The organism is Saccharopolyspora hattusasensis (assembly GCF_050972075.1).
Taxonomy (GTDB): Bacteria; Actinomycetota; Actinomycetes; order Mycobacteriales; family Pseudonocardiaceae; genus Saccharopolyspora; species Saccharopolyspora hattusasensis.
This window is the reverse complement of the sequence record NZ_JBPCDC010000001.1, coordinates 8,162,021-8,188,028: the sequence shown is the minus strand read 5'-3', so window position 1 is coordinate 8,188,028 and position 26,008 is coordinate 8,162,021. Positions and strand designations below refer to the sequence as shown.

At 65.8% G+C, this 26,008-nt stretch carries 24 protein-coding genes; 13 read left to right on the top strand and 11 right to left on the bottom strand.

What is annotated here, in order from left to right; translation table 11 throughout:
• The first annotated feature begins 20 nt into the window (after positions 1-20).
• Genes ACRXBZ_RS38675 through ACRXBZ_RS38665 form a run of 3 tightly spaced genes read left to right on the top strand, consistent with a single transcriptional unit; the run spans position 21 to position 3,459 of the window.
• Positions 21-566, top strand: a complete 546-nt coding sequence (locus tag ACRXBZ_RS38675) for a tyrosine-type recombinase/integrase (RefSeq protein WP_433883304.1) — start codon at positions 21-23, stop codon at positions 564-566.
• 44 nt (positions 567-610) lie between these two features.
• Positions 611-2,902 carry a tyrosine-type recombinase/integrase gene (locus tag ACRXBZ_RS38670; RefSeq protein WP_433883303.1) on the top strand — a complete coding sequence of 764 codons (2,292 nt, stop codon included), beginning with the start codon at positions 611-613 and terminating at the stop codon, positions 2,900-2,902.
• Positions 2,899-3,459, top strand: coding sequence for a DUF6262 family protein (locus tag ACRXBZ_RS38665; RefSeq protein WP_433878553.1), 561 nt, complete (start codon positions 2,899-2,901; stop codon positions 3,457-3,459). The genes ACRXBZ_RS38670 and ACRXBZ_RS38665 overlap by 4 nt, the downstream gene beginning before the upstream one ends.
• 54 nt (positions 3,460-3,513) lie before the next feature.
• On the opposite strand, the gene ACRXBZ_RS38660 is transcribed toward ACRXBZ_RS38665, so the two are convergent.
• Positions 3,514-3,702 (bottom strand): hypothetical protein, encoded by a 189-nt coding sequence (locus ACRXBZ_RS38660; protein WP_433883302.1) that lies wholly within the window; start codon positions 3,700-3,702, stop codon positions 3,514-3,516.
• 37 nt (positions 3,703-3,739) lie between these two features.
• Positions 3,740-4,309, bottom strand: a complete 570-nt coding sequence (locus ACRXBZ_RS38655; protein ID WP_433878551.1) for a DUF6431 domain-containing protein — start codon at positions 4,307-4,309, stop codon at positions 3,740-3,742.
• A 222-nt stretch (positions 4,310-4,531) separates the two neighbouring features.
• Between ACRXBZ_RS38655 and ACRXBZ_RS38650 the strand changes: the two genes are divergently transcribed.
• Complete coding sequence (locus tag ACRXBZ_RS38650; protein ID WP_433884103.1) at positions 4,532-5,512, top strand: IS110 family RNA-guided transposase; 981 nt, start codon at positions 4,532-4,534, stop codon at positions 5,510-5,512.
• A gap of 84 nt (positions 5,513-5,596) precedes the next feature.
• Here ACRXBZ_RS38650 and ACRXBZ_RS38645 read toward each other — a convergent pair whose 3' ends face one another.
• The 4 genes from ACRXBZ_RS38645 to ACRXBZ_RS38630 form a co-directional block, all read right to left on the bottom strand.
• Positions 5,597-6,592 carry an amidohydrolase family protein gene (locus tag ACRXBZ_RS38645; protein WP_433883301.1) on the bottom strand — a complete coding sequence of 332 codons (996 nt, stop codon included), beginning with the start codon at positions 6,590-6,592 and terminating at the stop codon, positions 5,597-5,599.
• 1 nt (position 6,593) lies between these two features.
• The gene (locus ACRXBZ_RS38640; RefSeq protein ID WP_433883300.1) at positions 6,594-7,115 is read right to left on the bottom strand and encodes a 3-hydroxyanthranilate 3,4-dioxygenase; all 522 of its coding nucleotides are present in this window, start codon (positions 7,113-7,115) and stop codon (positions 6,594-6,596) included.
• 78 nt (positions 7,116-7,193) lie between these two features.
• Positions 7,194-7,619 carry a RidA family protein gene (locus ACRXBZ_RS38635; protein WP_433883299.1) on the bottom strand — a complete coding sequence of 142 codons (426 nt, stop codon included), beginning with the start codon at positions 7,617-7,619 and terminating at the stop codon, positions 7,194-7,196.
• Positions 7,620-7,869: 250 nt separating this feature from the next.
• A complete protein-coding gene (locus ACRXBZ_RS38630) occupies positions 7,870-9,345 on the bottom strand; it encodes a 2-hydroxymuconic semialdehyde dehydrogenase (RefSeq protein WP_433883298.1) in 1,476 nt (491 codons plus the stop codon).
• Between the two features lie 521 nt (positions 9,346-9,866).
• On the opposite strand from ACRXBZ_RS38630, the gene ACRXBZ_RS38625 reads away from it, so the two are divergent.
• The 7 genes from ACRXBZ_RS38625 (at position 9,867) to ltrA (ending at position 17,506) form a co-directional block, all read left to right on the top strand.
• On the top strand, positions 9,867-10,754 hold the full coding sequence (locus ACRXBZ_RS38625; RefSeq protein WP_433883297.1) for an IclR family transcriptional regulator: 888 nt from the start codon (positions 9,867-9,869) through the stop codon (positions 10,752-10,754).
• Positions 10,755-11,153: 399 nt separating this feature from the next.
• A complete protein-coding gene (locus ACRXBZ_RS38620; protein WP_433883296.1) occupies positions 11,154-12,143 on the top strand; it encodes a substrate-binding domain-containing protein in 990 nt (329 codons plus the stop codon).
• 58 nt (positions 12,144-12,201) lie between these two features.
• Positions 12,202-13,467 carry a cytochrome P450 gene (locus ACRXBZ_RS38615; RefSeq protein WP_433883295.1) on the top strand — a complete coding sequence of 422 codons (1,266 nt, stop codon included), beginning with the start codon at positions 12,202-12,204 and terminating at the stop codon, positions 13,465-13,467.
• A gap of 1 nt (position 13,468) precedes the next feature.
• Positions 13,469-13,786 carry a non-heme iron oxygenase ferredoxin subunit gene (locus ACRXBZ_RS38610; RefSeq protein WP_433883294.1) on the top strand — a complete coding sequence of 106 codons (318 nt, stop codon included), beginning with the start codon at positions 13,469-13,471 and terminating at the stop codon, positions 13,784-13,786.
• A gap of 269 nt (positions 13,787-14,055) precedes the next feature.
• The gene (locus ACRXBZ_RS38605) at positions 14,056-14,886 is read left to right on the top strand and encodes a PDR/VanB family oxidoreductase (RefSeq protein ID WP_433883293.1); all 831 of its coding nucleotides are present in this window, start codon (positions 14,056-14,058) and stop codon (positions 14,884-14,886) included.
• A gap of 302 nt (positions 14,887-15,188) precedes the next feature.
• Positions 15,189-15,485, top strand: coding sequence for a hypothetical protein (locus tag ACRXBZ_RS38600; protein WP_433883292.1), 297 nt, complete (start codon positions 15,189-15,191; stop codon positions 15,483-15,485).
• A 533-nt stretch (positions 15,486-16,018) separates the two neighbouring features.
• A complete protein-coding gene (gene ltrA, locus ACRXBZ_RS38595; RefSeq protein ID WP_433883291.1) occupies positions 16,019-17,506 on the top strand; it encodes a group II intron reverse transcriptase/maturase in 1,488 nt (495 codons plus the stop codon).
• A gap of 162 nt (positions 17,507-17,668) precedes the next feature.
• Here the strand turns inward: ltrA and ACRXBZ_RS38590 are convergent, their stop codons facing one another.
• Genes ACRXBZ_RS38590 through ACRXBZ_RS38580 form a run of 3 tightly spaced genes read right to left on the bottom strand, consistent with a single transcriptional unit; the run spans position 17,669 to position 20,669 of the window.
• Positions 17,669-19,258, bottom strand: a complete 1,590-nt coding sequence (locus ACRXBZ_RS38590) for an integrase (protein ID WP_433877504.1) — start codon at positions 19,256-19,258, stop codon at positions 17,669-17,671.
• 5 nt (positions 19,259-19,263) lie between these two features.
• Positions 19,264-19,596 carry a helix-turn-helix domain-containing protein gene (locus tag ACRXBZ_RS38585; RefSeq protein WP_190818330.1) on the bottom strand — a complete coding sequence of 111 codons (333 nt, stop codon included), beginning with the start codon at positions 19,594-19,596 and terminating at the stop codon, positions 19,264-19,266.
• On the bottom strand, positions 19,593-20,669 hold the full coding sequence (locus tag ACRXBZ_RS38580; RefSeq protein ID WP_433877503.1) for a tyrosine-type recombinase/integrase: 1,077 nt from the start codon (positions 20,667-20,669) through the stop codon (positions 19,593-19,595). Before ACRXBZ_RS38580 ends, ACRXBZ_RS38585 begins: the two co-directional genes overlap by 4 nt.
• Before the next feature lie 198 nt (positions 20,670-20,867).
• Between ACRXBZ_RS38580 and ACRXBZ_RS38575 the strand changes: the two genes are divergently transcribed.
• Entirely contained in the window at positions 20,868-22,316 is a 1,449-nt protein-coding gene (locus ACRXBZ_RS38575) for an IS1380 family transposase (RefSeq protein WP_433877998.1), read from the top strand.
• Positions 22,317-22,454: 138 nt separating this feature from the next.
• Positions 22,455-23,693 (top strand): IS1380 family transposase, encoded by a 1,239-nt coding sequence (locus ACRXBZ_RS38570; protein ID WP_433884102.1) that lies wholly within the window; start codon positions 22,455-22,457, stop codon positions 23,691-23,693.
• A gap of 221 nt (positions 23,694-23,914) precedes the next feature.
• Here the strand turns inward: ACRXBZ_RS38570 and ACRXBZ_RS38565 are convergent, their stop codons facing one another.
• On the bottom strand, positions 23,915-25,252 hold the full coding sequence (locus ACRXBZ_RS38565) for an MFS transporter (protein ID WP_433883290.1): 1,338 nt from the start codon (positions 25,250-25,252) through the stop codon (positions 23,915-23,917).
• A 74-nt stretch (positions 25,253-25,326) separates the two neighbouring features.
• Positions 25,327-25,998, bottom strand: a complete 672-nt coding sequence (locus ACRXBZ_RS38560) for a Crp/Fnr family transcriptional regulator (RefSeq protein WP_433883289.1) — start codon at positions 25,996-25,998, stop codon at positions 25,327-25,329.
• Positions 25,999-26,008 lie beyond the last annotated feature (10 nt).

Below are 26,008 nucleotides of genomic sequence, written 5' to 3'. Positions count from 1 at the left end.
TCAGGAACCCGGGAGAAGGGATGCGGATTGGCGAGGTGTGCGGGTTGCGCCGCGGCGATGTGCATCTGCTGCCGGATTCGCGGTTGTTGGGGTGCAAGGTGGCCCGGGCGCATCTGCATGTGGTGCGCCGCGAGAACCCGAACGGGGCGTGGGCCAAGTCCCGCCGCGAGCGGGTGGTGCCGCTGGATTTCCTTGTTGTGCAGGCGTTTGACGTCTACGAGTTCGAGCGGATGGAGGTGCCGCAAGCCGCAGACAATGATCTCGTGTTTGTCAACCTGTTCCGTGAGCCGCTCGGCGCGCCGATGCGCCCGGACGCGATCAACGAGTTGATGGCCGCCTGCTCACGGCGGGCCGGGCTGGACCAGCCGGTCCGGCCGCACCAGCTCCGGCACGCGTTCGGGAGCAATGTCGCCGACGCCGGCGGCCGCCTGGACGAGATCGCCGAGCTGTTGGGGCATGCCGCGGTGTCCTCGTCGCAGGTGTACCTGCATCCCGACCCGGGTCGGCTGCGGGAGGCCGTCGAGCGTGTGCCCAGCCCGCGTGTGCAGCCGGGAGCCCTGCGGTGAACGCGGTTACGACGGTGAGGTCGGTGCCGCCGTCGAGCATAGCCGTGGCTGTTCCCGCAGACGCGGCGCATGTGCTCGGTGCGGGGTGCGACGTCGGGCCCACGGTGGCTCGGTTGGTTGGGATGATCGATCCGGCTTTCCTGGCCGAGGCCGGGTGGGATGCGGTGACGCGGGTGTTGTCGCTGCCGTCGGAGCATCCTCAGCTGGGCTGGCGGATGTGTCAGACGCAAGGGTGCGGCAATCAGGTCTATGGCCACGATCGGACGTGCGGCATGTGCCGGACCAGCATGGCCAGCCCGGAGGATCACCAGGGCGGGGGCGCGGTGGAGGGTGTTGTCCCGCTGCAGCCGGGCCGGTTGTGCCAGGTGGAGGCATGTGGCCGTGCTCGCAGGAACCGGCGCTACTGCCGGGCTCACGACGAGCGGTGGCGAGATCAGCGCCGCACCGATCCGGGCTTCGATGAGCGACGGTGGCGCCGGATCGAACCGGCCATCGAGGGGGCCGGCCAGGTCAGCCTGCACGGCATTCCGGCCCTCGTGGTCGCGGAGGTCCTTTATGGACTGCAGCAGCGGACCCGCGACGGCGCGCTCACCGGCACCGCCAGACTCCGTCAGATCGCGTGGGAGTTGCGGCGTGAACAACCGGTCTCCCTCGCAGGCAGCGACCTTAATGGTCGCGGTGATCAGCACAAGGTGCTGCGCTGCTTTGTGCGCCATGTTCAACGCGCTTTCCGCACTCCCGAGACCGAACGAGTCAAGGATGTGTGGGACCTGGCCGTGTTCGGGTTGCCTGGGCGTCTGACCTTCACCCAGATCAGCCAGGCATGGTTGCGCGAGGCGGCCAAGCGGTGGGCAGCCGACGATTTGCCGAGACGCCGCGGCAAGAACGCTGCCGGGCCGGCGCATCACTACCTGACCAGCCTGGCCAGCTTGTCCGAGAGCCTGCGGGCCACACGCACCGATCACGGCAACGACCCGGCGGTGCTGGGACGCGGCGATATCGACGCCTTCCTGCAACGGATGGCTTTCCTCGCCGCTGAAGGGCAACTGTCCACTGACGCCCGCACGCGCCGATGCCGCGAGGTCAGGCAGCTGCTGGTGCGATTTCGGGCGCTCGGGTTGACCCGCGCCGGCGGCCCGGCCGCTGGTCTGGGTGATGATTTCGCCCTCGTCACCAGCGATATTCCGCAAAAGCCCGAGGATCCCGAGCCGAACCGGGACCTCCCCGCGGAGATCCTGCGGCAGCTCTGTGATCACCTGCCGGCACTGGAGCATTCCATTTCCTGCCGGGAAATCCGCGTCGCAGTGGAACTGATCATGGACACCGGCCGGCGACCGGACGAGATTTGCGCGTTGCCGTGGGACTGTCTGGAATACGACGAGGACCGGCTACCCGTGCTGGTCTACGACAACCACAAGAACGCCCGGCTCGGTCGGCGGCTGCCGATCGCGCAAGCGACCGCGGACTTGATCAGCGAGCAGAAAGACCATGTCCGCACCCGGTTCCCCGATACCATGCTGGCGGAACTGAAGCTGTTGCCCGCTGCCTATGCCAACCCACACGGCCGGCGCGCGATCACCGAAAATCAGTTGGGTGCCCGGCACCGCGCCTGGATCGACAGCCTGCCGTCACTGCTGCGGACCGATGGCACCGAGTACGACAAAGCCCGGATCGTGCCCTATGCCTACCGTCATTCGTATGCTCAGCGGCACGCCGACGCCGGTGTCCCGATCGATGTGCTGGGGTCTTTGCTCAACCATGTCAGCCTCAACACGACGAAAGGCTACTACCGTGTCGGCGGCGCGCGCCGCCGCGAGGCCGTCGACCGGGTCGCCACGATGCAGTTCGACCGGCACGGCAACCGGATCTGGCGGCAGGCGCAGCAACTGCTGGACTCCGAACGCGCTCGCCGCGCGATCGGGGAGGTCGCCGTCCCGTTCGGGATCTGCGCCGAGCCCTCCAACGTCAAAGCCGGCGGCCAGTCCTGCCCGTTCCGGTTCCGCTGCGCCGGCTGCGACCACTTCCGCACCGACGTCTCCTACCTGCCGGACCTGCAGGCATACCTCGACGACCTGCTGCGCAACCGGGAACGCGTGCTCGCTGCCAGCGACATCGACGACTGGGCGCGCGCCGAGACCATGCCCTCCGACGACGAGATCGGCCGGATCCGGCGGCTCATCGCACGGATCACCACCGGGCTCGACGAGCTCACCGCCACCGAACGCGAACACCTCGAGCAGGCAGTCACGGTAGTGCGCCGCCACCGCGCCGTGATGCTGGGCATGCCCCGCATCCGCCAAGCCCTGCCCGACCTCCGCCCGGAGCGCACCGCGTGACCACCAACCACACAGATCGTCGAGACACGGCCAGGGCGATGGTCGAAGGACGACGAGCGGACTCCGGCCGACGCCGCCAGCGCGTCCTCACAGCCCTCCACACCGCGGTCGCCAACGGCGATCAGATCACCGTCAGCGCAATCGCGCGCGCCAGCGGGGTCGACCGCAGCTTTCTCTACCGCCACCGCGACCTGCTCGAACAACTCCACGCTGCCGACGCCCAGCCACCGAACACCGCGGCCGGCGCACCCGCGGTCAGCCGGGCATCCCTGCAGGCCGACCTGTTGGCCGCCCAGCAACGCTGCGCCCGCATGGCCGCACGCGCCCAACACCTGGAGACCCGGCTGTCCGCGCTCCTCGGCGAGCAAGCCTGGCGCGAGTCCGGGCTCGGCGCCCCCGACGACATCGACCAGCTCAACCAGCGGATCGTCCACTTAGAACAACAGGTCACCGATCTGCGCCTCCAGCTCGAGGAACGCGACCAGGACCTCACCGCCGCCCGCGCCGCCAACCGCGAGCTGATGGCCCGCATCAACGCCCCGAACACCAACAGCTGAAAACCCCCACCAGCCACTTGCGCCACACCTGTTGCACCGATAACTTCAACCACATCAGCCTCTGAGCAGCGCAAACGCGGAGGACTCAACCTCCACCACGGCGCCAAACCCCAGAGAATGCCCGGCATTCAAAATGAACATGACGGCGGCGCTGTAGATGAACACGAACAGGGCACCGTTCGTGCTCACGGTGACGCCGTCATGCTCATCGTGCCGGCCCTCGCCCTCCGTGCCGGTGACCAACTGCGGACACACTGATCCCACGACATGTCCGTGTTGATCATGGTGGAGCGAGCAGGCGACCAGCGGTGAAAACCCCGATCAGCGTCCACGCCTGGACAGGTCGGGCGAAACGGCGCCGCCAGGCCAGCACGGCCGCAGCCAACGCGCACAGCGCGTCGCCCAACGCCGTGGCCTGCACCACGAGGTCCACCAGCAGGTCCTGGTCCAGCTCGAACGTCCGCTGCACACCTTGACACCGCAGCCACTCCACCTGATCGCCCCGGACGCCGCGCAGCCAGTGCCGCACCGTGGAGACCGGGCGGCCCAGCTCACGCGCGATCGAGCGGTAACCCTGCCCACGCGCCTTCGCGACCAGCGCCGCGCCGATGACCTCGGCCGCGTCCGCCCGCCGGGGCAGGCACCAGGCCGGCATGAGCACCTGGGTGGCCCGGCAACCCGAACAGCGTGCCCGGCGCGGTCGCACCAGGCGGTGCGAACCGTCGAGCTGCCGGATCTGTCGGGCCGACGCGGAGGACCACGGTCGTAGCACCGCCGAGCAGTGTGGACAGCTCAGCGCACCGGCGTGCAGGTCGACCTCGGCCTGCTCGACGTCCAGCACGATGATCACGGCGGCGGGCTCCTCGCACAGTGGTCCAGCATGCCTATCACGCTTGCGGCGGTCCAGGGGCCAGTTCGCGTTGCTGATCGTGGTCCTGGATCGTCCATAGTCGACGGACGGCCAGGCGATGTGCTGCCGTCACGGTGAACATGACGGATCAGGAGCGGTCAGCCCTGTGCTGGGCGGGCGCGCGTGGTGTTCATTCTGCCGCCGGGGACGAAGCTCTTGGGCGTGCTCACCGTCAATGCCGCCGACAGGGCTCCACGTCCTCATCCAGAACGCCGGACAACACGGGATTACACGAGGATGCGGATCGATCTGACCCATGACCGTACTCGGTACTACAACCGGCTGGAGAAGCTGCTCGAGGACGCGCTGATCAAGGTCTCGAGTGTGGCCAGCTCCCTGGACACACGGTCTGCCCGCGACATGGTGCAGGCGCTTATCGCCGGTGAGCGTGACCCGCGCAAGCTTGCTGGTCTGGCCCGGGGCAGGATGCGTGCCAAACGCACCGAGCTGGTCGAAGCACTGTCCGGCCGGTTCGACCATCACCACGCCGAGCTGGCCCGGATGCTGCTGGACCAGATCGATGCGCTGACCGGTCAGATCGATGCGCTCACGACCCGGATCGAGCAGCTGATCGCTACCATCCCTGCCGCCCAGGGTGTTGACGCCGACGGAACCACCGGCCCGAACGCGGGCACCGGCGAAGGCGCAGCAATCCTGCCCGCGGTGGCGCGGCTGGACGAGATCACCGGAATCGGAACCGACGCCGCCCAAGCGATCATCGCCGAGATCGGGCTGGATATGAGCCGATTCCCCACCGCCGATCATCTGGCGTCCTGGGCCAAACTGACCCCCCGGACCATCCAGTCAGGCTCGAAAACCAGCAGCGGCAAAACCGGCAAGGGTAACCCCTACCTGAAAGGGATTCTCGGCCAAGCTGCCGCCTCGGTTGTTCGAACCAACACCTTCCTCGGAGAACGCTACCGGCGGCTAGTCAAACGCACCAGCAAACTCAAAGCGCTCGTCGCCATCGCCAGATCCATCCTGATCATCGTCTGGCATCTACTCGCCGATCCCACCGCCCGCTACCACGACCTCGGATCCGACTACCACACCACCCGCATCGACAAAGAGAAAAAAGCCCGCAGCCACATCCGGCAGCTGCAAGCCCTCGGCTACACCGTCAGCCTCAGCCAAGCCGCCTGACAGCAAGCCTTCACATCGAGGACCAAGCTTCCCGGCCGACGCCGGGAAGCTGCCGCCTGCCCACTGACGGTGGCTATTTTCCGGTCAGGTCAGGCCGAGGAAGCGCTCGGCGTTGGCGCGGCCGATCAAGTGCCGTGCAGTGTCGTCTAGGAAGTCGCTTTTGCGCACGACCTCGCCGACGGGGCGTTCCCCCAGGGGGTAGGGGTAATCGCTGCCGATCAGGATGCGGTCGGCACCAACGGTGTCGACGAGCAGCCGCAGGGCGCGCTCGTCGAAGACCACCGAGTCGACGTGGAAGCGCCCGATGTAGTTGGAGGGCGGGAATTCCGACGTGCCGATGACGTCGTGCCGACCGTGCCAGGCGTTCTCCATGCGGCCGAGCCAGAAGGCGAACGAGCCGCCGCCGTGTGCGAAACAAATCTTCAGGCGCTCATCGATCCGGTCGAAAGCACCTCCCAGGATCAGCGCGAGGATCGACAGGTGCGTTTCCGCGGGCATCCCGGTGAGCCAGCGCGCCATCCACCGGTCCAGCCGTGGCGAGTTCGGCATGTCCCACGGGTGCACGAACACCGGCGTGTCCAACGCCGCGCAGTGTTGGAGGAAGGTCACCACGCCCGCGCTGTCCAGGTCGCGATCACCGATGTGGTTCCCGATTTCCACCCCGCGATGTCCGTTAGCGATGCACCGTTCGAGCTCGCGGCAGGCCAGATCGGGGTCCTGCAGCGGAACCTGGCAGAACGGGAGGAGCCGGTCCGGCGCGGGCGCGACGATCTCGAGCGCCAGGTCGTTGAACACCCGGGCGATCCGTCCCGCCTGCTCGGCCGTGCGCCCGTAGTTGAAGAACGCCGGAGTCGGGGACACCACCTGGAGCTGGACGCCGTCGGAGTCCATGTCGGCCAGCCGGGTCTCGGCGTCCCAGCAGTTCGCCTGGACGCGCCGGAACTCGCGGGTGCCCATCATGACCACCGCGTCCAGCTCGGACTCGACCTTCAGCCAGGGCGCCTCGGCGCCGCCGTCCGCGGTCAGGTCCGGCCAGCCGCGCGGGACATAATGGGAATGGACGTCGATCAACCCGTCCATGTCATCCCACCCCGGGGTGCAGGGCGCTGCACTTCGGGCATGTCCGAGCCTGCTCATCGGCGTAGAACCGGGCGAACACCGGCGGCAGATCCTGGACGATGTCGCGCACCTGGAGTTCGGTCTCGTAGACCAGCGCAGCGCAGTCCTCGCAGTACCACTGGAACTTCTCCAGCGTGCCTTCTTCGCGGACCCTTTCAATGACCAGACCAATGGACTCCGGGTCAGGGCGCTGCGGGGAGTGCGGGATGTTGCCGGGCAGCAACCAGACCTGCCCCTGCTTGATATGCACGGTCTGCCGCCCGTGCTCCGTCATCAGGTTGACGTGGATGTCTCCCTTGAGCTGGTAGAACCACTCCTCGTAGGGGTCGAGGTGGTAGTCGGTGCGCTGGTTGGGCCCACCGACGATCTGCACGATGAAGTCCTTGCCCAGCGCCATCGTCCGGTTGTTCACCGGCGGCTTGAGCAGGTGTTCGTGTTCTTCGATCCAGCCCTGAAAGTCGATCACTGGTGGAATCTCGGTCATCTGGCACCTCCGTGGAGCGGACGTCCCGCCGGCCCGCCGGCGGACGCTGGGTCAGTGGTTGATCGGTCGAACACGGGCCTAAGGCCGGTCGTGATGTCGCACATGGGCTATCGCCTGGATCTCGATGAGCAGGTGCGGGTGCGGCAGCTGGTGCACCGCGACGGTCGTCCGGGTCGGCCCGGTTTCGTCGAAGTACTCGCCGTAGACCTCGTTGTAGCCGCCGAAGTCGTTCATTGACACCAGGAACGTGGTGATTTGGACGAGGTCGTCGAGCCCCGCGCCGACCTCTGAGAGGATCGCGCGGATATTTTCGATTACCGCCCGGGTCTGAACGCGGATGTCCAGATTCGTCGTGCCCAGCTCGTCGACCTCGGCGCCGGCGAGCGTGTTATCCGGCCGACGTGAGCTCGTCCCGGACACGAAGACCAGGTCGCCGACGACCTTCACGTGCGGGAAGCGGCCACGTGGCCGCGCCCGCCCCTCGATTACGCGTGACGCGTGCACTGTGACTCCCTTCGATGACAGGCGCTAGCCCGGCGACCGCTGCATCGACGTGTCCGGAACCACCGGGATCGCCGCCGTCGACCAGACCACTTCCCGGTCCACAATGGACGACGTGTGTCGGCGCCGGCTCGTCCCGGCCGGCAGTCGCACCCACGCCGGTAGGTGACCTCCGGCTGCGGGGCGAGACCGAGTGCGACGTCGGCGATCAAATCCCCGCGCATAGCGACCTTCCGGCGGCTGCTGACCGTGGTCATACTGGGACGCACACGTTCGTGGGCTCGGTGTAGAAATGGAGGGACGATTCGCCGCCCTCCCGGCCGATGCCCGACAGCCCGACGCCGCCGAAGGGCGAACGCAGATCGCGGAGGAACCAAGCGTTGACCCAGGACATGCCGACATTCATGCGCTGGGCCACTCGGTGACCTCGGCGCAGGTCATTGGTCCACACCGAGGAGGCCAAGCCGTACTCGGTGTCATTCGCCAGCGAGATTGCCTCCTCCTCCGTGTCGAATGGCATGAGAGCGGCAACCGGACCGAAGATCTCCTCACGCATCGGGCGGTCCGCGCTTGACAGTCCGGTCCACAGCGTTGGCTCAATCCACGAGCCGCCGTCAAGCGCCGAGCCAAGGTTCGGTACTCCCCCACCGGTGAGCACGGTGGCTCCGGCCTGCTCGGCCAAGGTGAAGTACTCGCGCACCTTGTCCCTTTGTGCCTGGGAGATCAGCGGTCCAGTCGTGGTGCGTTCGTCGCTCGGGTCGCCAAGCAGGAGACCCCGCGCCCGGTCCACCAGAGCGGCGGCCACCTCGTCGAAGATCCGCCGTTGGACATAGACCCGCTCGGTGCACAGGCACACTTGTCCGGTATTGGTGAACACCGACCTGGTCAGCCCGGTCAACGCCTCTTCCAGGTCGACATCGTCGAACACGATCGCCGCGTTCTTGCCGCCGAGTTCGAAGGAGACCGAGCGCACTCGCGACGCCACCGTCGTCATGACCCGCGCGCCGGTCGCGGAGGAGCCGGTGAAAGTCACACCGTCGATTCCGGGGTGCGCGGTCAGGAACTCTCCCGCGGATCCAGCCCCGAACCCATGCACGACGTTGTAGGCGCCGGCAGGCAGCCCGACCTCGGCCAGCACTTCGGCCAGCAGGCTCGCCGTCGACGGCGTCTCTTCACTGGGCTTGACCACCACCGCGTTGCCGCAGGCCAGCGCGGGCGCGACTTTCCAAGTGAGGAGGAGCAGCGGCAGGTTCCACGGAACGATCACCGCGACCACGCCGAGCGGCTTGCGCACCGCATAGTTGAGCGCCCGCCGGCCGCCGGGGAGGTCGGTGAGGAAGGACTCCTGGCCCGCCGCGGCGACCACGTCGGCGAAGGTGCGGAAGTTTGCCACCGCCCGCGCCACATCCATCTCCCGTGCCTGGACGATCGGCTTGCCGGTGTCGGCGACCTCGGCCGCCACGAACTCGTCGAAACGTTCCTCAATCCGATCCGCCACCCGGCGCAGCAGGGCGGTCCGTTCTCGCACCGGGGCGTCGGCCCAGCCCCCGTGCAGTGCCCGCCGGGCGGATCGAACGGCACTATCCACCAGGGACCAGTCAGCCTCATCCACGCGAGCGAATACCCGCCCAGTAGCCGGGTCGACGTTGTCGAAGCCACGCGTGACGTCGGGCTCGACGAAGCTTCCATTGACGAAGTTGCGGATCCACCGCAGTTCGTGTGTCGCCATGTGCCCACACTTTCCGTTTCTTGACCATGCCTGAACGAAAGGCCGAAAAGGCATCAAGTCTGTCCGAATCGGCAGAGGTCAGGTGCTTTCCTCGACTCAGTCGGCCGAGCTGCGCCTGCTAGCCGTGCCGCGCGGCGAATTCGGCCGTCGCAAAAGTGAATATCAGGTACTTGCGCCCGTCGTGGCAGAACGACGCCAGCTCGGTCATGCAGTTCACGGGCTCCCGTCTCATCGAGGGCCACCGTCGCCATCACCGCGCTCCGTGTCCATGTCGCAGGATCGCTCCGACACATCGTCACGCCGGCGCCCATAGCCGTCCAATGCGTGCTTCGTCGGAAGACATGCCTGTTCAGGCATACGTCGATGCAGGAGAGCTATAGCCGAACGGCTATGGGACACCGTCACCTCGGCATTTCCCAACTATGACGCCGTGGTCCAGGCTGTGAAGAAGGCCATCGTGAGCCGGTTGGTCAGCCATGCCCACGATTCCAGCGGACGACTCGAGGAAGGTAGTGATCAGGATGCCGACCGCCCACCCGCCGAAAGTCGACGCCCACAGCCGGCCCAGCACGACACCGCCCGCGGCCATGGCGATCTCGTTCCACCAGGTCGTCGGTGGTCAGCTCCAACAGCGGCCGGCGTACCTGATCGCCTCGGTCGACAATGCCCTGCGGCTGCTGCAGCTGCTGCGCGACGAGGGCCGGCTGCAGCTCAAGGACGCCGCACAAGAGCTTGGTGTAGCGCAGTCCACAGCCCACCGGCTGCTATCCATGCTCGTCTACCGTGGCTTCGCCACCCAGGACGAACACCGTGCCTACCTGCCCGGACAAGGCATGGGCAACGGGCCAGCCGGACTCAGTTGGGCGAAACAACTACGCGACCTGGCCGCGCCACACCTGGAGCTGCTCTCCCATCGCCTGGACGAAACAGTCAACCTCATGATTCGCAGCCGCACCCGAGTCCGGTTCCTGCTCAGCATCGAGGCCAACAACATCCTTCGGGTCGGCGACCGCCAAGGCACCGTGCTGCCCGCCCGATACACCTCCGGTGGCAAAGCCCTGCTCGCCGAGCTCGATCACACCACCCTCCACCGCCTCTACCGCGGGACCCACTCCGAACTCGCAGGCGAACACCTCGACGAACCGACGTACCACGCACTCCTGGCCGAACTCGACCTCGTCCGCCGCAATGGGCATGCACTCAGCGTCGAACAGACCGAAGCCGGCGTCGCCGACGTCGGCATGGTGGTCATCGCCAACCGCCCATCCGCGATGGCCGCATTCTCCGTCGCCACCCCACGGACGCGCTTCCGCTCACTGTTCGAGGGCAACGCGATCGAGCTGATGCTCAACACCCGACGCGAACTCGAACGCGAGCTACGGGCCTGCGGGATCGGTGCCACGGACTGAACCCGGATCCGAGCCCGGCCAACTTCCCGAGAGCAGAAGATTGGTCACTGACCACCGGCGAAGCCGTAATGTCGCAGGCAACAGACGGTGCCGCCCGCCTCCAGGTCGGCACCGCTCACGGCCCCGGAGAGTACAGCCTCATGAACGCTGACCGTGACCCACTCGGAACTGACGTCGCGCTCGAGCGAGCAGTGGTGGCAGGCACCGGCACCGTTGCCCCGCCCTCAGACAGCGCGATCGGCAGCCGACCGGTGGCCCACCGCAACCTGAACCAGATCAGGACAACCTTGTCCATCTTTGTGATCATATCCGCGGGTCTGCGTCCTTCTGTCCCGTACGGCTGACCATCCTCCGCATCCGAGGGTTCCTGTCCGGGTCCGCAGTAAGGAGTTGCACAACATGGGTTTGCCCATTGACCTAGCGTGTTGGGACTACGACCGCACACGGGCACTCATCGACGGGCGCGTCAGCGTTGAGGGCGTCGACCTCAACTACATTCCAATGGAAGTGCCTGAGAGCTTTCACCGCATGTTCCGTCACTCCGAATTTGACGCGTCCGAGATGAGCTTCGCCTGGTACCTCGGATCCTTCTTTACTCAGCGGCGACACATGATCGCAATTCCCGCGTTTCCGTCCCGGATGTTCCGCCACTCCGCGATCTACGTGAACGGTCGCAGCGGCATCAAGGCACCATCCGACCTGGTAGGCAAAAGCATCGGGGTACCGGAGTACCAACAGACGGCCGGCGTGTGGATTCGCGGAATGCTCGCCGACGACTACGGCGTTCCTATCGATGCGGTGAGCTACCACCAGGGCGGACTAACCGAGCCGGGCCGTCTGGACAGCCTGCGGCGACGGCCCGAAGGAATCGATCTGTCGCCGATCGGACCGGACGACACGCTGTCGGAGCTTTTGGAGCGCGGGGAGATCGACGCAATCTACACAGCACACGCTCCGGCTGGGTTCGGAAACGGTGCGGGGCATATTCAGCGCCTCTTTCCGGACTACCGGCAGGAAGAACAGGCCTACTACCAGCGGACCGGGATCTTCCCGATCATGCATACCGTGGTCATCCGCGCGGACGTGCTTGATGCCCACCCGTGGCTCGCGCGCTCACTCATGAAGGGGTTCGAGGAGGCGAAGGCGATCGCGCTCCACGACGTGTTCGAGCCGGCGGCCGCCAAGTGCTCGCTGCCCTGGCTGGTGGCCGAGGCCGAAGAGACCGAACGGATCTTCGGCACCCGCGACTTCTGGCCGTATGGGGTCGGGCCTAATCGCCACGTTATCGAGACGTTCGTGCGCTACGCCCACGAACAGGGACTCATTCCCGATCGCCCTGCCGTCGAAGAACTCTTCCCGGCGTCGACGATGGAAATCGCCCGAATATGAGGTACCGGTAGCGGTTGCCCTCGTCGCATCACGACATGTAGCAGACAGGAGAGAAGCCATGACCACCACTGGTTCCAGCGCGTGCCCCTACCACAACGCGGTGTCAGATCCCACCACCATCGACGCGATCGCGAGTTTCCGCGATGTCGAGGAGATATTCCGGTCGCAGACGATGGCGCCTTTCCTCCACGACGGCACCGAGGAGTTTCGTGCGGGGACGGTGCGTCAAATCGATGGGCCTGAGCATCGCGCGCGCCGACGAGTAATGGGCCGACTGCTGCGTGGTCAGGGTGACCAGCGCTTCCGCTCGGAGGTGTTGATGCCAACAATTCAACGCAACCTTCAGCGGGTCCTCCAGACCCCGAGCGACGATGGCGTGCCGCGCGCGGACATGGTCCTGTTCGCCCGAGTGGCATTCTTCCAACTCGCGGCCGCCCTGATCGGGCTAGACGGCGTCGACACGCTCGACGACGCCGAAGCCCTGCGACAAGCTTCCGATCCGATTCAGGAGGCGATGCGTTCCTGGTACATGGAGGGCGACCGTCGACCGGTCATGGCTCGGGGGAACGAGGCTCGGGACGAGTTCCGTGCCCGATACTTCGAGCCGGCGCTTGAACGGCGCATCAAGCTCGTCAATGCGGCCACCACTCCGGAAGCGGAAGCCGCCCTGCCCAACGACCTGCTCACGCTCATGGCGCGCGATCTGGACCCGGCGTGGACAGGTGACCAGGGGCTGCAGGTACGTGAGGCGGTTACCGACTTCATCAACGCGGGGACCTTCTCAAGCTCCTTCACGCTGGTCCATTCGCTCGACGAGTGCCTCACCTGGGGCGAGCAACAGCCCGACCGTGCCGACCTTCTCGTCGATGAGAAATTCCTCGCCCAGGCTGTCGCCGAGGCGGTGCGGCTCCACCCCATCGTCCCGCTGTTCTACCGGACGGCGACCGAAGCGGTGACCCTCAAGTCGGGAAGGAAACTTGCCGCGGGTGAGCACGTCGCCCTGGACATCGGGGCGGCCAACCGCGATCCGGACGTGTTCGGCCCCGACGCCGACGCCTTCATTCCGGGTCGGCCATTTCCCGCCGGGGTATCGCCCTATGGAGTCGCGTTCGGCGCCGGGCGCCACATGTGTTACGGCATGCCGGTGGTCATTGGCAGCGACGGCGTGAACGGCAGTCATGTCCAGGTCCTCAAGGCGCTGTTCTCCGCGGGCGTTCGCCGTGACCGGGACCGCCCTGCGCTCAGGAACGATCGACTCGGCCGGATGAACGGGCTGTGGGATGAGTACCCCATCGAGTTCACCCTGAGCGGACGGGGGGCCTGAGATGAGTCTGCACCGGGTGCCATTGGGCGAAGATCTGCCGACGGGCGGCCTGCGTCGCCTGGTCGTAGCGGGGCGGGCAGTATGTGTGGTCCGCACGGACGACGGGCGCCTTTTCGCCATCGATGACCAATGCAGTCACGAAGAAGAGTCGCTCAGCGAGGGCCAGCTGCTTGGCTGTGAGATCGAGTGCCCGTGGCACTTCGGTCGCTTCGATGTCACCACGGGGAAAGCGGCCGCCCTACCCGCTATGGAGCCGATTCGGACGTACCCCGTCTCGGCGGACGGCGACGATCTGCTGGTCGACGTGCCCGAAGAATAGACCGCCACAGCGCCAGCCAGACGGCGGGTTGAAGATCGACTGAGCAGCCGAAAGGTCGCTCCACCCGAGTTACTCGGCCTTCCTTATCGGCGGAAACCGGCGCTTTCCCACTAGGAGTTCTCGTGCCCAGAACCCACGATGACGTGAATCTGCGGCTCCGCGTAGTCAGCCGTAGAGCGGGCTCGGAAGGGGTCGTAATCCTGGAGTTGGCGGACCCCTCCGGTTCGCCCTTACCAGCCTGGTCCCCCGGCGCGCACCTCGATGTCCTCATGCCCGGTGACATGGTGCGGCAGTACTCGCTGTGCGGCGATCCCGCCAACCAGTCGGTATGGCAGATCGGCGTCTTCCGCGAACCTGACGGGCGCGGCGGCTCCGCCTTTCTCCATGACCAGGTGCGTGCAGGCGACCAACTCGACGTTCGTGGCCCTCGGAACAATTTCGAACTCCTTCCCGCCGCGCGCTACGTGTTCATCGCTGGAGGCATTGGCGTGACCCCGTTACTGCCCATGGCACGCGCCGCTACCCGGACCGGAACGGAGTGGGAGTTTCATTACGGTGGTCGCAGCCGCGCGTCCATGGCCTTCCTGGACGCCCTCGATGCCCTCCAACTCGAGAACGGTCACGCCGCACAAGTCACCTATTATGCCCAGGACGAGGTGGGGTTGATCGATCTGAAGTCCATTCTCGCGCAGCCCCGCCCCGACACGCTGATCTACTGCTGCGGGCCCGAACCACTGCTTGAGGCAGTAGAGCGCAGTTGCGCGCAGTGGCCCTCGGGCACGCTGCATGTAGAACGGTTCGCACCCAAGGAGAGCGGCGAGCCGATGTTGTCAGGGACATTCGAGGTGGAGTTGGCAGCGAGCGGCATGACCCTCAAAGTGCCTCCGGAGACGTCGATCCTCGAGGTGGTCAGGGAAGCCGGGGTGAGCGTGGCATCTTCCTGCCAGGAAGGAACTTGTGGGACCTGCGAGACACGGGTGCTGGAGGGGGCGATCGACCATCGCGACAGCCTCTTGTCGCCGGAGGAGCAGGCCGGGAACGATACGATGTTCATCTGTGTGTCACGCGCGGCCTGCCCGCGTCTGGTCCTCGACCTCTGACCCGAAGCTTCGAGCTTCGCGAACGCGCGGCTCAACCAGCCACCCTCGGGCTGACCGTGCCCGTGAGCGTTTTTGGGTGCTATACCCGGATCCACCGGTGTTGTGGTGAAAGTTTGTGCAGGCGGGGTCGTGTCGTGGTGGGGCAGATGCCCTCTGGCCTGGGATGATTGTTCTTGGAAGAGAGACAATCGGTTCCTGGATGAGAGGGCATCTGCTAGATGCAAGCATCGCATAGTGCCGGCGCGGTGTCGGTGAGGTTCGATGATCCGAATCTCGTGTCGTGTGCGGGATTGGTGCCGGTATTGCGGCTGGCCGAGCAGGTCGGTGTGGCTGATCTGGCTGAGCAGACGGTGAAATTGTCGCCGGATGTGGGGTCGGCGGGGGCGAATCCCGGTGTGAAGGTGTCCTCGATCGTGGCGGGGATGGCCTGTGGTGCGGACTCGTTCGAGGATCTGGGTGTGATCCGCCACGGTGGCATGTCGCGGTTGTTCGACGGGATCCGGGCGCCCTCGACACTGGGCACGTTTCTGGTGCGCCACGAGGCGCTGTTGTTTTTTTCGGATGGAGGTGAGAGACCGTCCATCTCCTCGCCGTCGTAGCGGTGGGGTGAAGCTGGAGGCAGCCCGATCCGGGGGTCGCCGGGGAGGGCAGGAGCAGCCTCGACAAAGTCGCGTCGGTTCAGCACTGCCGGATGGGCCGGGCGCGGTGAGCGAGACGGGAAGGTATACGCGAGAAACCGGTGTTGTTACGCCTCTTGAGTGCCCGCCAGCTCTAACCCGGTGGATTCGGGCTGGTTCGCGGTGCGCACCCGTTCCGCTTTTTTGCGGGCGGGCAACTCCGGGCTGGGTCTCAGAAGTCTGGGCCCGGAGGCCACGGTGAATTGTCTACGGCGTAGCCGATGGCGATGCCGCAGGGGTAGAGCCGGATGCCTAACCCGTCGACCGGACAACAGTGAACGTGGGAACCATCCGCGTACGTTCCCTGCCTTCCTCCCGTCCACGGAGGCTGGGGCGGGGATAGGTGCGACGCCGGCTGAAGGCGTGGATGGGACGGAGCCGTCGTAGTACTCCGAGCGCGGGAGAGCCGCGTACATGGGAAAGGGCGGCAGCGTGTCAGTCAAGGAAGGGAAGCAATGCCCGAAGACGCGCCGGTGAATACCAGCGCCGTGACGTGGCCGGATCCTGATTCGGCTTATTTCGCGGTACGGAGGATGCAGACCAAATTGCACCGCTGGGCGGGAGAGGATTCCTCCCGCCGGTTCGGTGACCTGTTCAACCTCGTCTATGACCCGGCGTTTCTGGTGCACGCATGGGAACGTGTCTCCAGGAACAAAGGTGCCCGGACCGCAGGGATCGACGGGGCGACAGCAACCCACGTCGAGACCTGGATCGGGGTCGAGGCTTTCCTGGGCCAGATCCGGGACGCGCTGAAATCCGGCGCTTTCCGGCCGGTCGAAGTACGACAGGTGACGATACCGAAGGGAAAGACCGGAAAATTCCGGAAGCTAGGTATTCCAACCATCATCGACCGCGTGGTACAAGCAAGCCTGAAACTGGTGCTTGAACCCATCTTCGAGGCGGACTTCAAGCCGTGCTCGTATGGGTTCCGCCCGAACCGGCGCGCGCAAGACGCTATCGCCGAGATCCATCAATTCACCTCGGGACGAAGCAGTTACCTGTGGATTCTCGAGGCCGACATCAAGGCCTGTTTCGACGAAATTTCGCATACGGCTTTGATAGACCGGCTCCGGATGAGGATCAAAGATAAGCGTATCTGCGCGCTGGTGAAAGCGTTCCTGAAATCCGGGGTATTCACTGAACTTGGAGATCGGGAAGAGACACTCACCGGGACCCCGCAAGGCGGTATTCTTTCACCGTTACTCGCCAACATTGCCCTGTCGGCGCTGGACGATTATTTCGACCAGCGATGGCGGCAGGAAATGGAGACAGACGGGCAACGGAAAGCACGCAAAAGACAGGGCAAGGCAAGCTGGCGACTCATCCGCTACTGCGACGATTTCGTCCTGCTGGTGGCTGGGGACCGCCACCACGCCGAAGCCCTGCGCGAGGAGGTGACCGCCGTGCTCGACCTACTCGGGCTACGGCTGGCACCGGAGAAGACCGGCGTGGTCCACATCGACGAGGGCTTCACCTTCCTCGGTTTCGACATCCGCAGGATGCGCAAGCGAGGCACGATGAAGCAGTATGTCTATACCAAACCGTCCAAGAAGGCGATCCAGTCGATCAAGGACAAAGTTTCGGCCAAGACATACAGGTCAACCCGCCACATGAGCCTGGACGAGCTGATACTCAGCTTGAACCGGTCCCTGACGGGGTGGGCGAACTACTTCCGGCACGGCGTATCCAAGGCAGTGTTCAGCGCGGTCGACTCCCACACGTGGAACCGGCTGATGCGCTGGACGCGCGCCAAGTACGCCGGAAAGACCGGGCTGGGAATGAAGCAGCTCCGACGTCGCTTTTGCGACCAAGGATGGCGGTTCGCCCACAACGGGGTCGTATTCACCGGCGCATCCAGCGTCAAGGTGACCCGCTACCGCTACCGCGGCAGCAAAATCCCGACCCCATGGACCCCGAAACCAGCAGCTGCCACCAGCGGCTAACCAGCGAGTAAGACACGTGGAGAGCCCGGTACTGAGAGATCAGTACGCCGGGTTCGGGAGGGGGTTCCCGCTCTGCCCGGAGTTCAGGCGAACTGAGGGATTCTCAGCGGGAACCCAAGGGTGTTCGGGCTGTGTGGGGCGGTTGGACCCTTGGGTTCGTGCTCAACCCACGGTGTCGTGGTGGGCGCTGTGCAGGAGATTACGGGCGGCGGCGCTGTATCGGATGGCGGTGGTCTCGTCGAGCCCGAACACGGCGGCCAGGTGGAGAGGGTCCGGCCCGTGGGTGAGGGCTTCGTCGAGTTGGCGATCGACGCGCAGGGCCTCCAGTGTGGCGGCTCGGCGACGGAACGGACCGGTGAGCGCGTTGTCGCTGACCGGCCGGGTCGTGTTCGCGGTCTGCTTGTTGATGATCAGGTGGGGGTTGGCGGTGTGGGGCCAACGGTCACGCCGGTAGGTGAGCCAGTCGAGCAAGAGACGGTAGGTCAGCTGGTCCATCGGTCGGGTCACCGTGGCGATGGTGAGCTGCCGGTTGCCGAGGTCGACGTCGTCGAGCCGGAGCTTGCGGATGGCGTCGGGGCGGGCGGCGTGCACTGCGGCCAGCGCCAGGGTGAGCCGGGCGGCGGGGGTGGTCGCGGCCTGCGTAGCGTCGTCGATTTCGTTGGGAGACAAGGGAAGGATCACTGGGTCGTCGCGGTTGCTGCGGTCCCGGAGTCGAGCGGCAGGGTTGGCGAAGATGGTGCCGGTCTTCTTGCAGTGCCGCATCAACGACCGCAGCCCGGTGACGGCTTGCCGACGGCGATGTCCTTGCAGGGCTTCGATCACGGCGGCGACGTCGGCGACGGTGACCTCGCGCAGGTGGGCATAGCGGGCGGACCAGTCCACGAGCACGGGGTGGACGGCGCGCACGTAGCGGCGGGTCGTGCCCATCTTGCGGGGCAGGCTGCGCGGCCCGCCGTGGTGCAGAGTGCGCACCCAGTCGTGGACGTCGGCGGCGATGCCGGGCGCGAGTTCGGCGAGCTTGCCGTCCAGCCAGTGCTGGAACGCCGGGACGCGGTCGTCAACGAACAGGTCCGCCCGATCCAGGACCTCGGCGACACGGTCGATGCTGACGCCGTAGCGATGCAGGATGTCAACCAGCTGCGAGTAGCGGAACGCTTCGCCCTCGGCATGTCCGGACAGCAGGATGACCAGTGCCCGGCCCAGCTCGGCGACCAGCTTGGGGTTCCAGCCGTGCGCCTGCCCCAGCTGGTCGGCGATCCGCCGCACCCGGACCAGGACCGGGTTGGCCAATTCGGCGTGCAACTCCCAGCCGAAGGCTCGCTGCGGGCCGGGCAAGTGCAGTTGCAGTTGCCCGCCATCGGCGGGCCGGGGCGCAGCCAGCACGAGGTCGGTGACTCGTGCACTGGTCTGGGCTCGCTGGCCAGCGCGCTGGCGCACTCCGGAGCGTGGGCCGCGCATCTTGGTCATGCCGGCGAAGGCCAGCTGGTGGCAGGTGACCGTGGCCAGGTCGGCGTCGGTGACGACGTGAGGATCGTCGGCCAGTACCCCGGCCTGCAACCAGCACAGCCTGCAATAGCCGTGCTTCAGCGGCACGTGCCGGCCGCAGACCGCGCAGCGGCCGGGGGCATGGCGGCGGCGGAAGTCGTAGCAGGCGCGGCAATATCCGCCATACAGCACGCCCCAGGCCAGGCAGGTGGGGCAGCTTTCCGCCGTCTTGTCGATCGCGTGTCGGCGTTGGGGCATGGTGACCACGCGGCTCACATGGGCGGCAGCGAGCGGCCGTCCCGGCGTTTCGGCGTGACCGTCACACCGGCGGCGCCGCTGGTACCGGTCGCAGCGGTCGACTCGCCTTGCGGGGCGGGCCGGTCGACCTTGTCGGGCTCTGGGATGAGCAACACCTCGACACCGCAACCAAGGACTGCGCAGATGATGTTCAGCTCGTCGAGTTTGACGCTGGCCGGGCTGCCCGACCACAGCCCGGACATCTTCCCAGCGCTGATCATCAGGCCGTGCTCGGCGAGCATCCGTTGCAGCTCGCTGGCCTTCCAGATACCACGGTTGGCGGCAGCCAGCCGCAGGTTCCACCTCATATGCTCAGTCCCTTCAGCCGTTGCGCGGCCCGCTGCTGCCCGGCCAGCCATGCGTCCTCGACATGCGTCCGATGAACATGAACATAATTCATAGTTGTGGCGATCCAGGCGTGCCCGAGCGTCGCTTGGATGGCGATCAAGTCCATGCCGCCCAGGTAGAGCTCGCTGGCGCAGAAGTGCCGCAGGACATGCGGTGTCAACCGGTCCGACCAGTCCGGCAGGTGCTCGGCGGCGGCCGTAGCCAACCCGGCCCTCAGCACCTCGTTGCCCACCCTGGCACCGGTCCCGTCGGCGTTCTTGCGTTCGGAGCAGAACAACGGAGCGCCCAGCCGGGCAGGGTCGTCACCGAGCTGGCACCACACGTCCTCGACGAACCACCGCAGGGTCCGGCCCGCGTCATTGATCAGCGGCACCATGCGTTCCCGGGGCCCGGAGCCGCGGGCGCCTTTGCCGTGTCGGACATGGAGTTTGCCGAACGGGCCCAGGTCCCACTTGATGTCGGCCAAATCCAAGTGACGCACCTCGTTGATCCGCAACCCCACCTCCGACATCAGCCGGGCGGCGGCGTAGTTACGCGCGGTGGGAGCGAACTTGCGGCAGGTCGCCAGCTCGCCGCGCCACCCGGCGAACAGCGTCCTGATCTGCTCAGCGGACGGCGGGATCCGCAGTTTCGCCTCGCGTCGGCCGCGGGGTCGGTTCACCTCGTCGATCGGGCATTCCACGACCCGGCCGGTCAGGTTGTGGATCTCCACCTTGTGCCGCAGCTCGACGAACTCGAAATACGTCCTGATCGCCTGCGCCCGCGCCATCCGCGTGTTGGGCGGCACCGCCCGCAGCACCGTGCCGAAATAGGAGTCCACGTTGGACGGTTGCAGGTCCCACAACGGTCGGCCGAACCACGCACGCACCTGCTCCAGATGGCAGACATCCGAACGGATCGTGTTATCGGCCAAGCCTGCCGCCGAGCGGGCCAACACGAACCCGGCGAACACATCGGTCTCGAACCGCGCGATCTCCTCCGGGCCCAACGGCTCGCGCATCTCGCGCAGATCCCGCACGACCGCAAGCCCCACCACGCCTCCCCGACTTCAGCTCGACCGCAAGAACATCAACAGACGTGACATCGGCTCACGGAACCTGAAGTTGAGTCAGACCCGAATCCGCGAGTATGGGTGTGATTTGGGGCGGGATATGGTGATGGGTGTCGCTCTGACCTGGGATGATGTTGATTGTGAAGTCAATTTCATCTGGTCGGAGAGGACACCCATCTGGTGGGCAGTGTAGTTGATGGCCGGCGCACGCTAGCGAAGGTGCGGGTCGGTGTGCCGGATTTGTCGTTGACCCAGGTGTCGGGGATGGCGGCGGTGACCGAGCTGGTGGACCGGCTGGGTGTGATCGCGGAGCTGGATGAGGCGGTCGGGCCGATTAAGGAACGGGACCGAGGCTTCGGGCCGGGTGAGCTGATGGTGGGGCTGGCGTGCGCGCAGCTGGCAGGGCAGGATTTCCTGGTCGGTCTGGACCGGGTACGTGAGGATGCCGCCGGCCAGAAGATCTCGCCGGTGCCGGGATTGCCCTCAACGACCGCAGCCGGTCTGGCACGGCGGTTCACTGATCCACAATGGACGGCGGTGGAGGCCGGGATCGCCGCGGTCACCGAACGCGCGTATGAGCTCTCGCCCGCGGCGCGGCGGGCGCGGCTGGCCGCCTCCGTGACGATCGACCTGGACACCTCCGATGTCGAAGTCTACGGGCGTAAGAAACGCGGCGTGGCCTATAACCATGAGGGCCGGCGTGTGGGGCGTCCGCATGTGGCGTGTTGGGCGGAGACCGAAGCAGTGCTGGCCGCGGAGTTGTTCTCCGGCAACGACGACGCTCGTGCGAGCGCACCGGCGATGTTACGGCGGGCGCTGAAAGGCCTGCCGCGTGCGGTGCGGGGCGCCCGGATACGGCTACGGGCCGACACCGGTTATTTCGACGGTGCCCTCGCGCGGGCGGCGCTGGCCGAGGGTGCGGAGTTCGCGATCGGCGCGAAACGCATCGCACCTCTGTGGCGGCTACTGGACGGGCTCTCGGAGGACGACTGGACCGACGCCCGGGACATGACCGGCGCGCAGGTCGCGGTCGCCTCCTACAGGCCGAACTGGTGGCCCACCGGCACCGAGATCCTCATCCGCCGTGTGAAACTGGACATCTCCCAGGTCTCGGCCGATCCCCGTTCCCGGCGGCGCCGCACCCTGCACCCCAACCAGCGCACCCTGCCGCTGGATGAACTCGGAAGTGCTGACTGGATCTACGCCTACTCGTTCATCTGCACCAACATTGACGTGTCCACCCCAGCCAAGGCGGTCGCGGTCGAGTACTGGTACCGCCACCGCACCACGATCGAAAACCTGTTTCGCGACAGCAAACATGGCGCCGCGCTACGACATCTGCCCAGCGGCTACAAGGAAGTCAACACCGCCTGGATGCACGGCGCGCTGCTGGCGGTGAACATTGCCGCCTGGCTACACGAACTCACCGGCAAGCCCGATGGCGAAACCGTGACAGGACACGGGATCCGTGGCGGCAAAGCCATGATCGCAACCCTACGGCACCGGCTCATCTGCGTCCCCGCGCGCCTGATTTCCCATGCGGGACAAGCCATCCTGCGTCTCCCACCCGGACATCACCTGCTCGCCGGGATCCTCACCACACTGAGAACACTCCCCGCGATCCCCTGACCACCCGGCCCACCGGCCCCGACCAAGGACCCGGACAACGCGAACCCGGCGCGACAACCGGGCCACCACCATGCCCACAACCCAAAAACACCGCAGCGGAGATCAACACCAAATACAACATGATCAACCCAACCCACTATTCACGGATTCGGGTCAGAACACGAACCAACCACCCGAACGAGCAAGAACAGCCTGGTCCAGGCCGCCCGACGACGGAACATCCCTCCGGGAACTCAAGGGTTATCTATTAGGAAACGGACCGGCGGCAACACCGACACCGCGCCCGGGAACCTACCTCACCGTGGGTTCACCTATGGTCATGTGGCGCAACTGGAGAAGCTGGGCCGGATCGTGCTGGAACGCCTGGCCGGGCGGTGCGGGTTGTTGCCGGGGGCCGATGAGCTGGTGTTCGTCGATATCGACTCGAAGATCAAAGAGGTCTACGGGGCGGGGAAGCAGGGCTCGGCGTATGGGTACACGAAGGTGCGGGGCCTGAACTATCTGATGGCCACGATCTCCACCCCCACTGCGGCGCCGGTGGTGGCGGCGACCCGGATACGGGGCGGTAACGCCAATTCCGCCCGCGGCGCGGCGTCACTGATCACCTCGGCGATCAAGACGGCCCGGGCGTGTGGTGCGACGGAGACGATCGTGGTGGGGGGTGATTCGGCGTTTTTCACCGGCCCGGTCATCGCCGCGATCCGCAAAGCCGGGGCGTTTTTCTCGGTCACCGCCAAACACACCGCGTCCGTGAAGGCCGCGATCGCCGGGATCGAGGAGAACACATGGCAGACCGTGCGTTTCAACCGGCCGGTCTTCGACGACCGCGCCAAGCAGTGGATCTATGAGGGCGAGATCGCCGAAACGACACTGGAGGCGTTCACCAACGTCACCCAGAATCCCGGCCGTGCGGTCACCGCCCGGCTGATCGTGCGCCGCACCCGGATCACCACCACCGATGCCACCGGCGAGTTGTTCCCCATCTGGCTTTATCACGCGATCTTCACCGACTCCCCGCACGAGCTGCTCACCGCCGAGCCCGAGCACCGCGGCCGTGCCGGGACGATCGAGCAGATCTTCGCCGACCTCAACGATTCCGCCGCGGCCCACCTGCCCTCCGGGCAGCTCGCCGCCAACGGCGCCTGGCTGTCCCTGGCCGCGCTGACCCACAACCTGATGCGCGCCGCAGGCAGTCTCGCGTCGGAGTTCCACGCCAAAGCCCGCACCGCCACCCTGCGGCGGCAGCTCATCACGATCCCGGCCCGTATCGCCCGCTCCGCCCGCCGCATCGTGCTGCACCTCCCCGCCGACTGGCCCTGGAAACAGGCCTTCACCAGCCTGTTCACCGCAACCCACTCCCCGCCGGCCGGGGCCTGACCCTGACCACACCCGCCCACAAGGCACCGACCGGAGACCACAGTGGATAAGCCGGACCACAGGCCGGCGGACCCCGCACACCCACCACCAGCATGATCGATCAACACCCCCCAAACCTTGATCAACAACCCACGCCCAAACCAACTCGGTGGATCCGGGCATAGCACCCAAAATCACTCACGGGCAGGTGGCGACCTTCGCCGCGGCGGCCTCAAAATCAGCTAGGCGACGGCATCGCGAGAAGGCTCTGGGGACTGTGGCCGTATCGTCTCAACTCGGGGCGACGCTGTCGGGAAGTGTCGTGGGTTCAGGACAACGACGGCTGCACCGGCGAGCAAGGACACTGCAAAGGTGCCGAAACCGAAGGCATCAAAGCCGGTACTCTCACTGAGCCACCCGAACAGGTACGGGCCGATAAAACCGCCAAGCAGTCCGAGCCCGTTGACCATCGCCACTCCCATCGTCCGCACGTTGGGCGCGAGAGTCGAAGCGGTGACCGAATGGTAGAGCCCGATTGCCGAGAATGACAGCGCGATTCCGACGGCAAGTGCGACCTGCGCAATGGCGCCGTCGACCGCGATTGCGGCGCCTAGCGCGAAGCCCGAGCCGGTGAGAAGCCCGACGAGGTGCCAGCGGCGGTCGCCCGTCATTACCGAAGTTCGACCGAAGAAAATCATCGTGGCGAGCGCGACGGCGTAGGGCAAAGCGGCTACGAGGGCCACTTGCACAGAGGACAAGTGCGCAAAGCCGGCTTTGATGATCTGAGGGAGGAAGAAGATCAGTCCCCAGAATCCGAGCTGGATCGTGAAGTAGACGAAACCGAGGAGCCATACCCGACGCATACGAATGATGCTTGCGAAAGCGCTGGAAACTGGAGCCGTTTCTGCGTCGTCACGCCCGTCCGCCTGATCTGTGCGCTCGAGCAGCCATTGGCGACTTTCCTCGGGCAACCACCGGGCGCGTTGCGGGTCGTACGGAACCAAGCGTCCGACGAAGGGAGCGATGATTACGGCAGGTGCGCCCTGCAGGAGAAACAACCACTGCCATCCGACGAGGCCAACCCAATCGATCTGTAACAGACCTGCGGCCATGGGTGCGCCGATCAGGGTGGCAGTAGCGGCTGCGGCCCCCACCTTGGCGGTGGCGCCTGAGAGATCCTCGCGGGAGTAGAATCGCGCGAGGCAGGTGTAGCAGGCCGGAATTAACACCGCCTCACCGAGCCCGAGCAGGAAACGGAAGAGCACAAACAGTGCCGCGTTGGGTACGACGGCCAGTGCCATGCAGGATAGGCCCCAGAGCCCGATCATGGCACCGAGCCAGCGGTGATCGCGGAACCTATCCAGAATCGCGGCATGCGGGAGGCCTCCGGCAGCATAGCCGATGAAAAAGATACCAGCGGCAAGTCCGAAGATCGTGCTGGACATACCGAGGTCTTGGTTCATGTCCAGGGCGGCGAAGCTGACGTTGGAGCGATCAATGTGCGAGATGAGCATGAGGCCGAACAGCACGGACAACAGCCGCCTGTCCACGATCGCCCGCGTACGCCGATGTACGTTCACGATTTCCATCCTTTGATTTAGGCGAATGGGGGGCCACGAGTGGAACCCGTAGGTTCTCTGCTCAAGGCGCGCGACTACTCACATCCCGGGGAGCTGGCCCGGTCCAGTAGATGTGGGGCGAGAACTTCAATCCGGCCGCGGTGCAGCGTGATGGCACCCGCGTCTCGTAGCCTGTTGACGGCGTAAGTCACTGAGACCCGGCTGCGCCCGGTACTAGTCGCGATCTCCTGATGGGTGAGACGTAGCAGGTCACCGTGCTCGGCACGGCCGCTGTTCATCTCCTGCCAAAGCGCGTGAAGGAGCCCGGCGACCTGGGCGGTCGTATGTTGAAAGGTTGCCACCTCAAGTTGCTCTATGAGATTCTCAATCTTGCGGTGTGCCCGCTCGAGCAGCGCCAAGGCGAACTCCGGTGACTTCCGGCACACGCGGAGTAGGTCTTCTCGCTCCATCTCCCGAACCCGAACCTGTGTTACCGCGACGATGCGCACGCCCTGAGGAAGCCTGTCAGTGTCGCCAAAGAGAGGCGTATCACCTAACAATGCGCCCTGTGTCTTGTAAAATGGCATGCGTTCCGCGCCATTTGGGTTCAGCGTGGTCACCTTTACCAAACCGCGTTCAACAAGCATCACCGATTGGCCGGCGCGTGCGTTGTCTAGCACTAACGAACCAGAGGGAAAGTCGATCGTGGGCTTACTGGCAAAGTGGGGGGCCAGATCAAATCCTCGGGAATCGATGAACGGCTTCACAGCTCTCCCA

Coding starts and splice junctions, on each gene's coding strand:
- ACRXBZ_RS38675 (WP_433883304.1), top strand. CDS start 21: ATGCGGATTGGCGAGGTGTGCGGGTTGCGCCGCGGCGATGTGCATCTG.
- ACRXBZ_RS38645 (WP_433883301.1), bottom strand. CDS start 6,592: ATGGACGGGTTGATCGACGTCCATTCCCATTATGTCCCGCGCGGCTGG.
- ACRXBZ_RS38640 (WP_433883300.1), bottom strand. CDS start 7,115: ATGACCGAGATTCCACCAGTGATCGACTTTCAGGGCTGGATCGAAGAA.
- ACRXBZ_RS38630 (WP_433883298.1), bottom strand. CDS start 9,345: ATGGCGACACACGAACTGCGGTGGATCCGCAACTTCGTCAATGGAAGC.
- ACRXBZ_RS38625 (WP_433883297.1), top strand. CDS start 9,867: ATGCCGACCGCCCACCCGCCGAAAGTCGACGCCCACAGCCGGCCCAGC.
- ACRXBZ_RS38620 (WP_433883296.1), top strand. CDS start 11,154: ATGGGTTTGCCCATTGACCTAGCGTGTTGGGACTACGACCGCACACGG.
- ACRXBZ_RS38615 (WP_433883295.1), top strand. CDS start 12,202: ATGACCACCACTGGTTCCAGCGCGTGCCCCTACCACAACGCGGTGTCA.
- ACRXBZ_RS38610 (WP_433883294.1), top strand. CDS start 13,469: ATGAGTCTGCACCGGGTGCCATTGGGCGAAGATCTGCCGACGGGCGGC.
- ACRXBZ_RS38605 (WP_433883293.1), top strand. CDS start 14,056: ATGCCCGGTGACATGGTGCGGCAGTACTCGCTGTGCGGCGATCCCGCC.
- ltrA (WP_433883291.1), top strand. CDS start 16,019: ATGCCCGAAGACGCGCCGGTGAATACCAGCGCCGTGACGTGGCCGGAT.
- ACRXBZ_RS38585 (WP_190818330.1), bottom strand. CDS start 19,596: ATGAGGTGGAACCTGCGGCTGGCTGCCGCCAACCGTGGTATCTGGAAG.